Below are 12,377 nucleotides of genomic sequence, written 5' to 3' on the forward strand. Positions count from 1 at the left end.
CAGCCTGCTATCCCGACAGCAGCGTCTGCGCCCACTGTTTGAATTCGCGCTCCGGCTCGATACCCAGTTCATCCTGCAGCAGCTGGGCAAAATGATGGTAATGCGCACGCGCCTGCCCGTGACTGCGGGCCTTGATGAAGGCCTCCATCACCCGCCTGCAGATCTCCTCCGAGTAAGGCTCCTTCTCCTGCAGCTGCAGGAGCCGCTCAAGCGCCAGCCTGTCCTCTCCCCTGCGCAAGTCATACTCCGCCAGGCGCAGATTGATGGCGATGAACTGCTGATGCAGTTGCTTGCGCTTGGGCGATGCCCAGGCATAATCATGCTCTTCCAAATATTCACCCCGGTAGAGCGAGATTGCCTGCTCGCTGCGCCTGGCCTGATCATCATCCCTTATCTCCCCGGCTTCGACAAGACGCTCAAACTTCTCAACATCAGTCTCCAGATTGGTCTTGAGCAGACGATAGCGCTCCTGCGAAAATTCTACTTTCGCCTGCACGCCCCAATCCTTAAGCAGCTTGCGGATATGATAAACCGTTGTGTGCAAGTAAGTCACGGCTTTGTCCTGCTCATATTCCTGCCAGACCGCATCGACGATCTGATCCTTGAGCACCCATCGCTCATTGTGGTGGAGCAGATAGGCGAACATCTCTTGCGCCTTGTAGGTCCGCCATTTCAACCTTCTTTTCTCACCTTCCGCATGATACAGCTCCAGGCGCTTGAAGCAGCTGATCCACGCTGCCGCCAGCGGCGCAAGCGGCTGATCGGGTTTCTCCGGATGCATCGCTTGCGAGATGCGTTCCAGCGTTTTTTGGAATCGCTCGGGGTTGATCGGCTTGAGCAGATAATCAAGCGCATGCAGCTCGAATGCCTCGACGGCATAATTGGCATAAGCTGTAATATAGACGATGCGGATGCCCGGATGAATGGCCTGGATATGCTCGGCGGCTTCCAAGCCGTTCATCTCCGGCATCCCGATATCGAGGAAGACCAGGTCGGTCTTCTGCTGCTTCAGATGCTCCAGCCCCTTGCGCGCAGATGTATACTTCCCCGCGATATGGATGCGACCGTCCTTCTTCAGCAGCCGTTCGAGCTGCTGCAGCGCCGGCTTCTCGTCATCGATCAGAATCGCGTTCATCGCCTTCAGTCACCCCTCTCCTCGGATGATGTACTCCACTGGCCCGCCGGAATCCGGAACCGGATCGTCGTGCCTTGCTGCTCTATCGTGTTGATCGCAAGTCCTGTGCCGTAGATGGATTGGAGACGCTTGTGGATATTGCGCAAACCTACGCCACCCGTCCCCTTGCCGCCGGAGAGGACCATCTGTGCCCGATCCGGCGGCATCCCGACCCCGTCGTCCTGCACCTCAATCTCCACTTCTGTACCCTGCTGCCGGATCGAGAGCTTGACTGTGCCCCCGGACTCCTTTTGCATGACGCCGTGACGGACGGCGTTTTCCACGATCGGTTGAATGCTGAGCGGCGGGATCAATACCCGGACCGACTCATCGATATCGTAGACGATGTTTAACAGGTCATCGAATCGCGCCTGCTCCAGCGCCAGATAAGATTTGACCAGCTCCAGCTCCTTGGCGAGCGGCTTGGTCTGATCACGGTTCTGGAAGTCGAAGCTGCTGCGCAGATACTGGCTTAATTCAAACAACAGTTGTATGGCTTTGGCCGGGTCATCGTAACAGATCGATATGATCGTATTCATCGCATTATATAGAAAATGAGGCTTGATCTGGGCTTGCAGATAAGCAACCTCGGTCTGAATCGACAGCTTAACCGACTGCCTGAGCTTGAGCAGCGTACGCACGCGGGCTCTCAGCTCGCCCAGATCGACCGGTTTGCTCAGATAATCATTGGCTCCCGATGCAAATGCCGTCTGGCTGTCCTCTGCGCGGCTGCGGGCCGTAAGCATCAGAACCGGCAGATCGGACAGCAGGTAGTCCTCGCGGATATGCCGGCAGAGCTCCAGCCCGGACATCTCCGGCATCATCCAGTCGGTAATCACCAGGTCGATCGCGGGGTTGCGGGTAATCTCCTGCAGTGCTTCCCCTCCGCTCCGTACCGGGATAACATCATGCTTCTCAAGCGAAAGCGCATTGATCAGCACCTGCAGGTTGATCGGATCGTCATCGACGACGAGGATCTGAGAACGGACTTGATCTGAAGCAGTGACAGGCTCTTCCTGATGCTCGGCCAACGCGGCTGCAGTCAGTGCTTGCACGGGGACAGATGGAGATCGTGACTGGGATTGGTCTTGGGATACCGGCAGGCTGAATCGGAATACCGAGCCTTCGCCAGGGACTGATTCGACCCAGATCCGGCCGCCGTTCAGCTCGATCAGCTTGCGAGTGATGCTGAGACCGAGGCCTGTTCCTTTGTAGGAACGGTGTACTGCGGACCCACCTTGGTCATAGGCGTCAAAGATCGTGAGCAGCCGCTCCGGCTTGATACCGATCCCGGTATCCGCAATAGAGACAATGACCTGGTCGCCTTGAGCCCGTGCAGAGAGCGTGACGCTGCCCTGATCCGTGAATTTGAGCGCATTGCCCAATAGATTGAACAGGACCTGGTGCAGACGGTCCTCATCCGTATCCAGCATCGGCAGGTTATCAGGCCACTGCACCTGCAGCTCTACTCCCGCCTTTGTATCGACATGCCTGATCACCTCAACGACTGAGCTTGCGACCATCTTAAGGTCAACCGGCTTGCGGTGGATCTCGATATCCCCGTTCCTCAGCTTGGCGAAATCCAAGATGTCGTCGATCAGAGCCGACAGACGCTTGCCCGTAGACACAACCATCGACAGATGTTCCGCTTGCTTGCGGCTGAGCGGACCCGCTGATCCCTCAAGCATCGTCTGTGCCATATTGACGATTCCGTGCAGCGGCGTCCGGAGCTCATGCGAAGTATTGGCCATAAACTCATCCTTCAGTCCGTCCAGCGTCAGCAGCCGCTCCGATAGCTGCTCCACCTCCCGGAAGGAGGCAGCATATCTCAGCGCCATCAGTACGCCCTGAGCAAAAACGAAGAGCAGAATTCCGTACAGTGTCAGATAGTATGGGAATCTCACCCCGAGAAGTGCCAAAATATTAATCAAGATAATAGCCAAAATGCTGTAAATGCTGATCATCATGAAAAACAAATTTTCCGATTGCTGCCTTAGCCCTTTGAGCATCGCATAGAGCACATATCCCACACTCATGAACGAGATGGCCAGCATGAGGTCTTCGACTTGGCTAAAGACAAGCGGCGGAAGCAGCAGCGAAGCAGAGCCCATTACGATCGTGACCCAAAATGCGGCCCTGGATACAGCAGGGATAACCGTCCCGGGCAAGGAGATGGCTACATAACGCAGCAAAAAATAATAAACAAGCACCGAGCAAGAGAACTGGATTTTCATAAAGATGTAATAATCCATGCCAGGCAGCATAATGCCGAGCAGCTTCTCCCCGTGGGTCATCACGTAGATCATCGCGCCGAGGCAGAACAAACCGAGATACAGCATCGCCGATTCGCTCTTGCGCAGACGCGAGACCAGGATAAACAGACAGGCGGGGATGAACAAACCGACGATCGACATCCAGTCTACTCCTGCCGCAAACTCCCGATTCTGGATGATGGACCGCTGGTCGCCGAAAAGAATCGGTGAGATCATGCCTCCCGACGAGTAACTGTAATTAGCAACCTGTACCATAACGTCGAGCGAATCCTCAGAGACAGCCGCGTATCCCACAAAGGGGACGTTGCGCTGCTTGCCGCTTTGAGAATCTTGCCCGGGCATGCCGCTGGCTCCGATTTCGGTGTTGTCCAGGAAAATCCGGCTGGCAGACCGGATATTTTTCATGTGCAGGCCGTAGATGCCCTCTTCGTCCTCTGGAAGGAGGATACGCAACCGAAACGTGGCGAATCCCTCGGCAGCCGTCTGACCGTCGTCTCGTATGTAACCATTCCATTTGCCAGGCACCTGTACAAGCTCAGCCGTCAATGGCTCACCGCCCCCGTCTCCAGGGAGCAGCAGCTCGCTCCGGTAGAACTCCCATTCCCCCACAAGCGGGACTACGCCTCCTGCCCCGAAATCCCAATCCCGCAGGTCAAGCACGCCTTCTCGTGCATGCGGCGGCTCTTGCGTGCCTACCAGCATCTGCACCAGCGTGACAAGGGGCAGCGAGATCACAACAGCAATGCTGGCCAATATAATCAGCGCATATCTCTTTCCCATTTGTCCTCCAGTATACTTTTCCACCTCTTCAGTTTACCATCTTCCTCCTTTTATTTCACGCGCTGTTTCGTCAGGATTCGACTTCCCCCTCATGCATGCTGACCCGGCATTTCCCCTCCTGTTGTCCGTCCCACAAGAGCTCCAGGATATCACCATCCCGTAGCTTGCCCACACCCTCAGGGGTGCCGGTGAAGATCAGATCGCCTTCTCCCAATCCGTAATGACCGCCGATATGATCGACCAATATCTGCAATCCGAAGATGGCCTCGCTCAAGGAGCCGCGCTGGCGTTCCTCTCCATTGATGAGCAGGGAGAACGGGGTTTCTACAAGCACTTCCATCCGATCTGCCGGACGCAGCCCGGTGATCGGTGCTGAATGCAGGAAGCCCTTGGCCTTGAGCCACGGATGCTGCTTCTCCTTGAGCTCGCTCTGCACGTCCCGCAGAGTCAGATCAAGCCCGAGCGCAAAATCGCTGATCAGATGCTCCGCAAGCGCTCCTCTGGTATACGGCTTGCCGACCCGTACAACCAGTTCGGTCTCATAATGAACGTCCCCTAACGCAGACGGCAGCCTGAGGAGGGTATCCTGCAGGCTCGTGATGGCATGAGTCGGCTTCATGAAGATCATCGGACTGTCCGGTACATGGTTCCCCAGCTCCGCCGCATGCCGTCCATAATTGCGTCCCACACAATATATATTGTTGATCGTCTTATCCATCTCTGTTCACTCCTAGCAAGATTGTTCTAAAGCATACAAATGTTTATACATCAAGGTGAAACGGCTATCGCCGTCCTCTGGCGGCGTCGCAAGTTTCATTCCGAGAAATAGAAGCCAAGTAGATGTGTTAACATATACTTTCTTATATTTGCACGAAAAAACCGCACGATTGTGCGGTTCTTCGGATTCAATGCCCCAATATGGCCCTTCCGGCAGGCATGCCGCGCACAACCGAATCAAAATGCTTGGCAGAAAATGTGCAGCATTTGGAGCCGGGTTGAAGCGGCCATTCAAAATATGCTTTTTTCGTAGTTTTGTCCAGATAAGCAATATTGTGAATATTCACGGCATTATTCCTGTCTACGAGCTTGAAGTTAAATCCACTATTGTTCAACAGTTCTACATAGAACCGCAACGTCCCCATCGTGTAGTAGCTGGAGTCGCGCGTATGCACGACAATCCGATTGATGATGCCATCACACTCGAAATAAATAATGTCTTCGATTTGAATCAGCTTAAGGCCCAATCCTCCATCAACATCGAGCGCGACGGACAAATGCTTGCAATCATGCATAATGACCATCCCTTGTTGGATTATTTGAGCAGCTATATAGATGTTCCCTGTTCCAAAAAAACATGGACGGGGAAGCTGCTGCGAGTACAGAGTACTCTACTGGAGCGACAGTTACTAACCTAGCGATAAGTGTCCCTTGTATAAGAATATATTGACAAAAATCAATCCCCCTGTCAACTTATAATCCCAATCTGTCAGATCATGCAGTGTACGGCAGCGTCTGATCTGATAGAATGAACAAAGGCTTGCCAAATTTATACCCTTCACAAGGAGGAATAATCCCTATGTTAAGAGGACTCACACGTGCAGGGCTCGGACCTGTGGAAAATGACCAGCAATTTTTGGAGATCGCCTCACGTTACGGTTTCCAGAGCATCGACATTGATCCGACCGGTTTGATCGCAGAGCTTGGTGTAGACGGAACCAAGGCCAGACTCAATGAGCTTGGACTCGTGATCGGAGCAATCGGCTTGTCTGTCGATTGGCGGACGACGGAGGAGAATTTCCGCTCCACTTTGATCCAGCTCCCTTCTCAAGCAGCTGCCGCTGCGCTACTTGGCGTTACCCGCTGCTGCACCTATGTACTGCCTTCGGTGGACGAGCCCGCGGCTCAGTTCACCGTGCAAGCTACGAAGCGGCTCCGCTTGTGTGCCCAGATCCTGGGCGGCTATGGCATCCGGCTGGGACTTGAGTTCGTCGGTCCGCATCATCTGCGGACGCGTTGGGCCCATCCTTTTCTATGGACGGCTCGGGACACCCTGGAGTGGATCGATGCGATCGGCGAGCCCAATGTCGGTCTGCTCTTCGACGCTTACCACTGGTACACGACCGGCATGACCGTGGAGGAGATCGGGTCGCTGCGCGCCGACCAGATCGTACACGTCCATATCAACGATGCAAAGGATGTGCCGGTGGAGGAAGCGCTCGACAATGACCGGATTTACCCGGGAGAAGGCGTTATCGATCTGGCCGGCTTCCTGAAGGCGCTACATGCCATTGGATATAATGGTCCTGTCGCGCAGGAGATCCTTACGCCGGCTCCGCCAACCGAATCTGCAGAGGCCCTCGCTGAGCGTTCGCGCCAAGGCTTTGACCGTGTTTTCGTGGCTGCTGGATTGTAGTATTTCGAAAATATCAAAAAACCTCCTCGCCTTCCTTTAACTCAAGGAAGACGAGGAGGTTCACCAAGGGCTGCGAGTATGGATCAAATTTTTAATTCCCCAAGCTTAATCAGTTCGACCACAGCTTGCGAACGACCTTTGACATTTAACTTTTGCATAACATTGGAGATATGGTTCCGGACGGTTTTCTCGCTGATGAACAATTGCTGGGCTATATCTCTCGTTGTTTTGTCCTGCACCAACAGTTCGAACACTTCGCGCTCCCGATGGGTCAATAAAAACTTGCTCTTATGGTCGCTACCCTTCACGTTTTTGTCACCCCTCCTTGCCCGGGTTTTTATGGTATAACAAGGTTAAGGGATACAGTCAAATTATAGTATGAATCCGCCCTGTTGATGGTGCGCTCCCTATCAAATTTGGGCTGGATGCAGCACCAAAAAACCTCCTTGCCTTTTAAAAAGACGAGGAGGTTTTTGGTGTGCTTGCCAGCCTAACGGATGCCGGCCTCAATCGGGAAGATCCGATCCACCATTGCATTGAACTCGGCGATGTAGGGCTGTACCGAACGACCCAACTGGGCCTCGTGCATATACATGGCCATCCGGTCGACGAAAACCGGATCTGCGGAGACGTAGACCAGATCCCGGCTCGGGTGCAGCTCTTTTACTTTTCGCGCCACTTCCTGCTTGGCGGACTGGTCGGGTTCCGCTCCCGGCTCGTTCGTGGCGACCGCGACATATACGTTTTCATCGGCCAACAATACATAAGCCATGCGGAGTCCCTGGATTGAAGCGACTTCTCGGGAGACGTCGCTGTTCATCTCCATGCGATAATTTTTATGGGCTCCGATCAGATTATTGTTATTCAAGCGGCCACCGTTTGCCCGATTCATATCGTTCATCTGATCCACGGCAAACCGTTTATCGATAACCCAATTGCCGTTGGCATCCTTTTTGTACTGCTGCTGACGGATGTTGCGGTTGCCGATATCTCCCTGACGCTCGTCGATACAGCCTGCCAGCATACCGGCAATGATCAAAACTGCGGCTCCGAGCTTTGCTGCTCGCTGCATAAGCGGACCTCCCCGGGACGAATAGTATAGATAAACTGCCCTAGTGCCCAGCGGCCAAAATGGACCGCCGTTCTTAGGATGCCGGGATAGGCCATATCCTATCCGTGCCTGTCCGATGGCAATTGACAGTGGTCATTCGCCCCATTATAATACTAGGTATTAGAACCAGGTATTAATATCTGATATTAGAACTTCTGTATAAGGAGGAGAGTAAGCATGCCATCCCATCGCTTGCATTCCAATGCCCGTATCACAGCCATCGGCACGTATGTACCGGAGCGTATCTTGAACAATGCCGAGCTGGAGAGCATGGTCGATACGAACGACGAGTGGATCGTCCAGCGAACCGGCATTCGCGAGCGCCATATCAGCGCAAAAGGTGAATATACGAGTGACCTTTGCTTTGGCGCCATCCGCAATCTGCAGGAGCGTTACTCTGCCGATCTGACCGATGTCGATCATATTATCGTCGCCACCTCCACACCCGACACCGTCTTCCCCAGTATGGCAGCCCGGGTGCAGGGTGAGTTTGGCATCGCCTCCGCCGGAGCCGTCGATGTCCAGGCCGCTTGCGCCGGCTTCGTATCCGGACTTCAGCTGGCGGGCGGGCTGCTGCTCAGCGGCAGCTGCCGCAAGATTCTGGTGATCGGCGCAGAGACCTTGTCCAAGATTACGGATTATAGCGACCGTTCCACCTGCATCCTGTTCGGAGACGGGGCAGGCGCCGTCCTCGTCGAAGCTGGCGACGAGGGCACATTCCTGGCTGCTCGTTCAGCGACAGACGGAGCCATCGGCCATCATCTGTACCGTTCCAGCTTGTCCGATCATATCGCCGGCTTCCCGATCGCTGCGCACGGCAATATCGTACAAAATGGCAGGGAAGTCTACAAATGGGCGGTCACCCGCGTCTCAGAGGGTATCACCGAGTTGCTTCAGACCAGTAAAACCCAGCCAGAGGAGCTGGATTGGCTGATCCCCCACAGCGCCAATCTGCGCATCCTGGAATCGATAAGCGAGCGGACCGGCATCGGGATGGATCATATTCTTGAGAGTGTCGTTTATTACGGCAACACCTCCGCAGCCTCCATCCCGCTTGCCCTCGACAACGGTATTCGCGACGGCCGCATCCAGCCGGGGCAGCTCATTCTCCTCTACGGTTTCGGAGGCGGTCTGACACAATCCGGTCTGCTGCTCCGCTGGACCGCCCCGGCAAGGTAGACAGATACGGGGTGCGCAGGCCTCATGCCAGCGCACCCCGGTCGCTATCCATTCCCTTTCAAGAAGACTGGGTCTCAATCGTAATATTGCGCTTGACTGACTGCAGCAGCTTGAGCGCATCCTCCAACGAATGGCCTTTGACGACAATCTGGCCGACCCGGTCGGTACCGACACGGAACTGGCGGACCGGGTCCCCCGGTTCATGATCGAAGCTGATCTGGATAATATTTTGATGCGGCTCGTTGGCGTCGTCCTGCTTGAGAAGGATGCCGCAACTGTCGTGGATCAACAGCTCGCAGGCGCAAGGTGTACCGCCACTGTCGGGGAATCGCGGCGGCTGTCCCAGCGCTGCCAGGATAAGCTGTTCATAATAATTGATTCCATAGTAAGTGGAGACCAGCTCAGGCAGGCATGTCGCCCCGGCTCGACCGCCAATCTCCAATACATAGACTTCTTGACCGACGAGCATGAAATCGGCGTTGATCGCGCAATGATCCAGCCCCAGTGCTGCAATGCTGCGCTCCAGCTGGATATGGATATCTGCGATAACCTCCTCTCCCAGCTCATAGGGCACGTAGTGCCCGATAGGCACGCCTGCATCCCCGTAGAACATGAAGTCCCCGTGAGGCATCACAAATTTGATTTCACCATCATACACAAAAGCCTGCGCGCCAAATTCGATCCCTTCCAAATATTGCTCCACGATAAAAAAGCTTTGTTTGGTCGTCTGCATCACCTGTTCGAACGCATAGTCCGTCTGTTCCAATGTATCGACCCTGACGATGCCCTTGCTGCCGCCGCTGTCTACAGCCTTGAATACAACCGGCTGGGGCAGGGACAGAAAAGCTGAGCGCGCCTCTGCTCTGCTGCTCACTTGTACAAAAGGGGCCGTGCGGACGCCATGGGCCGTAAAAGCCTTTTTCATCTCCCACTTGTTCGACGACAGGCGCGCGGCCTCTTCTCTCAAGCCTTTGAGACCCAAAGCATCGGATACCGCCCCCACCGCCTTGACCGCCACATCTGTACCTGTCGTACAGATGCCGTCGATCGACTCGGCCCGAGCTGCCGCCAATACGCCTTCAATATCTGTCGTATCGATATCGTAGACCCGGTCGGCAAAGCGAAAGCCCGGATACTTGCCGGGACGGCTGACGAGGATCACTTCCAGTCCCATCTCCTTGGCTGTCCGGATGAGCGGCAGCTGGGAGATCCCTGCTCCCAGCACCATCAGCCGGCTCATGGCTGATACTCCCTCACCCGGCTGATAATGCGGTCCAGGTCCGCATCGCTCAGATTGGGGTGGATCGGCAGCGTCAACAGCTGCTTCCAGATCGCCGAGGTGCGCGGTACGACAGCCTGGCTATCGATGTAGCAAGGATGAAGATGGCAGGGATAATAATGGACGCCGGTGGCGATATTATGATCCTGCAAGTGACCGATCATGCGATCTCTGTGCGCTTCATCGGGGAGTTGGACCTGGTACAGATGCCATGAGCTGCTGGCATAGTCTTTCTCCTGCGGCAAATGAAGCCACGCCAGATCAGCCAACTCTGCCTGATACCGCTCTGCCACTTGCCTCCGGCGCCCGTTGAGCTTATCCAGCTTTGCGAGCTGCACCAGGCCGATGGCCGCCTGCAGATCGTTCATATGATACTTGTAGCCGACCTCGTCGACGTAGTACTGCCAAGCATACACCTTCTCAGTCGAAGACCGCATCCATGTATCGCGCGAGATGCCGACCCAACGCTTGGCTCGGATCTTGCGGTCTATCCATTCCGCCTTGCAGGTGATGGCTCCGCCTTCACCGCTCGTCAGATTCTTCACCGCGTGGAAGCTGAAGCAGGTCAGATCGCTGATGGAGCCGATCCGCCTGCCTTTGTATGCTGCGCCGCAAGCATGAGCGGCGTCTTCGATCACGTGGATGCCTCCCGCTTCAGCTACCCGATGGATCGCATCCATATCGCATGGATGTCCGCCCATGTGGACAACGATGACGGCTTTCGTCCGGGGCGTAAGCCGGCGTTCGATCTCTTCTGCCGAGATATTGAGCGAATCCGCTTCGATATCGGCGAATACCGGAGTCGCTCCGACATAACGCACGGCATGAACCGTCGAGATAAATGTCATCGAAGGCACGATGACTTCATCTCCCGGCCCGATCTTCAGCACATCCAGAGCCAGATGCAGGGCTGCCGTACCCGAATTGAGGGCGCTGGCAAAGCGAGTGCCGGCAAACGCGGCAAACTCGCGCTCGAACTGTTCGGTTTTGGGACCGAGTCCCAGCCAGCCTGAGCGCATGACTTCCTGCACCGCATCGATTTCCTCTTGACCGATCGATGGCTGCAGCACAGGGATATGTTTATGATTCAAGATACTAGCTCCTTTCTTCTTCGACAATTCGGGCAGATCAGCTTTGCAGGATCTGTGTTCTCCAGCTCTCGGCACAGGCTTCGATCGAGAATCTCTCCCGTGCCTGGGCCTGTGCGGCCTCCTGGATCTGCGCCCGGAGCTGCGGCTGCTCGATCAGCTCGCAGAGCGACTCATACCATGCCTCTCTGCCCGGGCCAGCCAGCATGCCGTTGCTGCGGTGATTCACCCAGCCCGAGTATGGCGGAGCATCCGAGTAGATCCCTGCGATGCCGCATGCCCCATACTCCCGGTACTTGTTATTGGTCTTACAGTCGTGCAGCAACGTATGTTCTAGCGGAGCAAGGCCGATATCCCAGTTTGAACGATACAGTCGCTTCAAGAAATTCTGATAATTGTCGTCATGATGCGCGAAGGTCACTTGGTGCAGCCCTTCCAGACCTTCGGGAATGTAGCCGAAAAATTCGATTTTGACCTGATCTCCGTATTTGCGAGCGATGCCGCGCAGCGCCTGGATAACCGGGGCGAAGGCTGCCTCTTTCCTGCCTCCCTCATAGCCGATATATACTCGCCCATCACTCTTCCCCGGCCTATCGAAGCTGTCGAGCAAGGCAAAATCGACACTGCCGGGGAAACTCACCACACTGCGCGGCTGGAAATGCGTCTGCAGATGCCAGGCAAAAAAATCGGATGCCACCTTAACGATTCCTGCATTTTTCAAAAATTTTACATACGTATCGCGTCTGGCAGGCTCATGATAGAACCGCCCCATATCGGAGCCTGGCGCCATAGCCATAAAGTGATCATCAATGACATAGACCGTCTTCTTGCCCATCCCGTTAGCTATCTCCAGCAGCTTGTATGCATTCGGCTGGACCGTACGGAAAAATAGGATCACATCGGCAGCTGCCAAATCTCCTTTATCTGCATCATCGTCTGCAAGCACTTTAAAATGGCAGACGCCCGCTCTCTCCAAATGGCGGAAAGGCTGTTCGATCCCGATTTTGTAGGAGACGATCCGCTCAGAACCGATGATGAGCACCTGCAAGCCCGATCTTCTTCCCATCTTATGCTCCCTCC

At 55.0% G+C, this 12,377-nt stretch carries 11 protein-coding genes; 2 read left to right on the forward strand and 9 right to left on the reverse strand.

The genetic code is table 11. The features are described 5' to 3' along the window. Positions 1-7: 7 nt before the first annotated feature. The 4 genes from ABC336_RS05065 to ABC336_RS05080 form a co-directional block, all read right to left on the reverse strand. Complete coding sequence (locus ABC336_RS05065; protein ID WP_413237630.1) at positions 8-1,135, reverse strand: response regulator; 1,128 nt, start codon at positions 1,133-1,135, stop codon at positions 8-10. A gap of 5 nt (positions 1,136-1,140) precedes the next feature. Then, positions 1,141-4,227: a hybrid sensor histidine kinase/response regulator gene (locus ABC336_RS05070; protein ID WP_413237631.1), complete on the reverse strand. Its 3,087-nt coding sequence runs from the start codon at positions 4,225-4,227 to the stop codon at positions 1,141-1,143. A gap of 70 nt (positions 4,228-4,297) precedes the next feature. Continuing rightward, entirely contained in the window at positions 4,298-4,945 is a 648-nt protein-coding gene (locus tag ABC336_RS05075; RefSeq protein ID WP_413237632.1) for a fumarylacetoacetate hydrolase family protein, read from the reverse strand. Between the two features lie 187 nt (positions 4,946-5,132). Next, the gene (locus ABC336_RS05080; protein WP_413237633.1) at positions 5,133-5,519 is read right to left on the reverse strand and encodes a LytTR family DNA-binding domain-containing protein; all 387 of its coding nucleotides are present in this window, start codon (positions 5,517-5,519) and stop codon (positions 5,133-5,135) included. Positions 5,520-5,803: 284 nt separating this feature from the next. Between ABC336_RS05080 and ABC336_RS05085 the strand changes: the two genes are divergently transcribed. After that, complete coding sequence (locus ABC336_RS05085) at positions 5,804-6,640, forward strand: sugar phosphate isomerase/epimerase family protein (RefSeq protein ID WP_413237634.1); 837 nt, start codon at positions 5,804-5,806, stop codon at positions 6,638-6,640. Positions 6,641-6,723: 83 nt separating this feature from the next. On the opposite strand, the gene ABC336_RS05090 is transcribed toward ABC336_RS05085, so the two are convergent. Beyond that, the gene (locus ABC336_RS05090) at positions 6,724-6,948 is read right to left on the reverse strand and encodes a helix-turn-helix domain-containing protein (protein ID WP_020617509.1); all 225 of its coding nucleotides are present in this window, start codon (positions 6,946-6,948) and stop codon (positions 6,724-6,726) included. A gap of 182 nt (positions 6,949-7,130) precedes the next feature. Continuing rightward, the gene (locus ABC336_RS05095) at positions 7,131-7,712 is read right to left on the reverse strand and encodes a YhcN/YlaJ family sporulation lipoprotein (RefSeq protein ID WP_413237635.1); all 582 of its coding nucleotides are present in this window, start codon (positions 7,710-7,712) and stop codon (positions 7,131-7,133) included. A gap of 216 nt (positions 7,713-7,928) precedes the next feature. On the opposite strand from ABC336_RS05095, the gene ABC336_RS05100 reads away from it, so the two are divergent. Next, on the forward strand, positions 7,929-8,930 hold the full coding sequence (locus ABC336_RS05100; protein ID WP_413237636.1) for a ketoacyl-ACP synthase III: 1,002 nt from the start codon (positions 7,929-7,931) through the stop codon (positions 8,928-8,930). 58 nt (positions 8,931-8,988) lie between these two features. On the opposite strand, the gene ABC336_RS05105 is transcribed toward ABC336_RS05100, so the two are convergent. Genes ABC336_RS05105 through ABC336_RS05115 form a run of 3 tightly spaced genes read right to left on the reverse strand, consistent with a single transcriptional unit; the run spans position 8,989 to position 12,363 of the window. Next, the gene (locus ABC336_RS05105; protein ID WP_413237637.1) at positions 8,989-10,170 is read right to left on the reverse strand and encodes an ATP-grasp domain-containing protein; all 1,182 of its coding nucleotides are present in this window, start codon (positions 10,168-10,170) and stop codon (positions 8,989-8,991) included. Continuing rightward, complete coding sequence (locus ABC336_RS05110) at positions 10,167-11,300, reverse strand: DegT/DnrJ/EryC1/StrS family aminotransferase (RefSeq protein ID WP_413237638.1); 1,134 nt, start codon at positions 11,298-11,300, stop codon at positions 10,167-10,169. Before ABC336_RS05110 ends, ABC336_RS05105 begins: the two co-directional genes overlap by 4 nt. A gap of 37 nt (positions 11,301-11,337) precedes the next feature. Continuing rightward, complete coding sequence (locus ABC336_RS05115; RefSeq protein ID WP_413237639.1) at positions 11,338-12,363, reverse strand: glycosyltransferase family protein; 1,026 nt, start codon at positions 12,361-12,363, stop codon at positions 11,338-11,340. Positions 12,364-12,377: the final 14 nt, after the last annotated feature.

Origin of the sequence: Paenibacillus jepli, assembly GCF_047238105.1 — a bacterium.
Taxonomy (GTDB): Bacteria; Bacillota; Bacilli; order Paenibacillales; family Paenibacillaceae; genus Paenibacillus_D.

What these genes read in the sequence shown, in the direction of transcription:
- ABC336_RS05065 (WP_413237630.1), bottom strand. Translation starts at nt 1,135, where the DNA reads ATGAACGCGATTCTGATCGATGACGAGAAGCCGGCGCTGCAGCAGCTC.
- ABC336_RS05070 (WP_413237631.1), bottom strand. Translation starts at nt 4,227, where the DNA reads ATGGGAAAGAGATATGCGCTGATTATATTGGCCAGCATTGCTGTTGTG.
- ABC336_RS05075 (WP_413237632.1), bottom strand. Translation starts at nt 4,945, where the DNA reads ATGGATAAGACGATCAACAATATATATTGTGTGGGACGCAATTATGGA.
- ABC336_RS05080 (WP_413237633.1), bottom strand. Translation starts at nt 5,519, where the DNA reads ATGCATGATTGCAAGCATTTGTCCGTCGCGCTCGATGTTGATGGAGGA.
- ABC336_RS05085 (WP_413237634.1), top strand. Translation starts at nt 5,804, where the DNA reads ATGTTAAGAGGACTCACACGTGCAGGGCTCGGACCTGTGGAAAATGAC.
- ABC336_RS05095 (WP_413237635.1), bottom strand. Translation starts at nt 7,712, where the DNA reads ATGCAGCGAGCAGCAAAGCTCGGAGCCGCAGTTTTGATCATTGCCGGT.
- ABC336_RS05100 (WP_413237636.1), top strand. Translation starts at nt 7,929, where the DNA reads ATGCCATCCCATCGCTTGCATTCCAATGCCCGTATCACAGCCATCGGC.
- ABC336_RS05105 (WP_413237637.1), bottom strand. Translation starts at nt 10,170, where the DNA reads ATGAGCCGGCTGATGGTGCTGGGAGCAGGGATCTCCCAGCTGCCGCTC.
- ABC336_RS05115 (WP_413237639.1), bottom strand. Translation starts at nt 12,363, where the DNA reads ATGGGAAGAAGATCGGGCTTGCAGGTGCTCATCATCGGTTCTGAGCGG.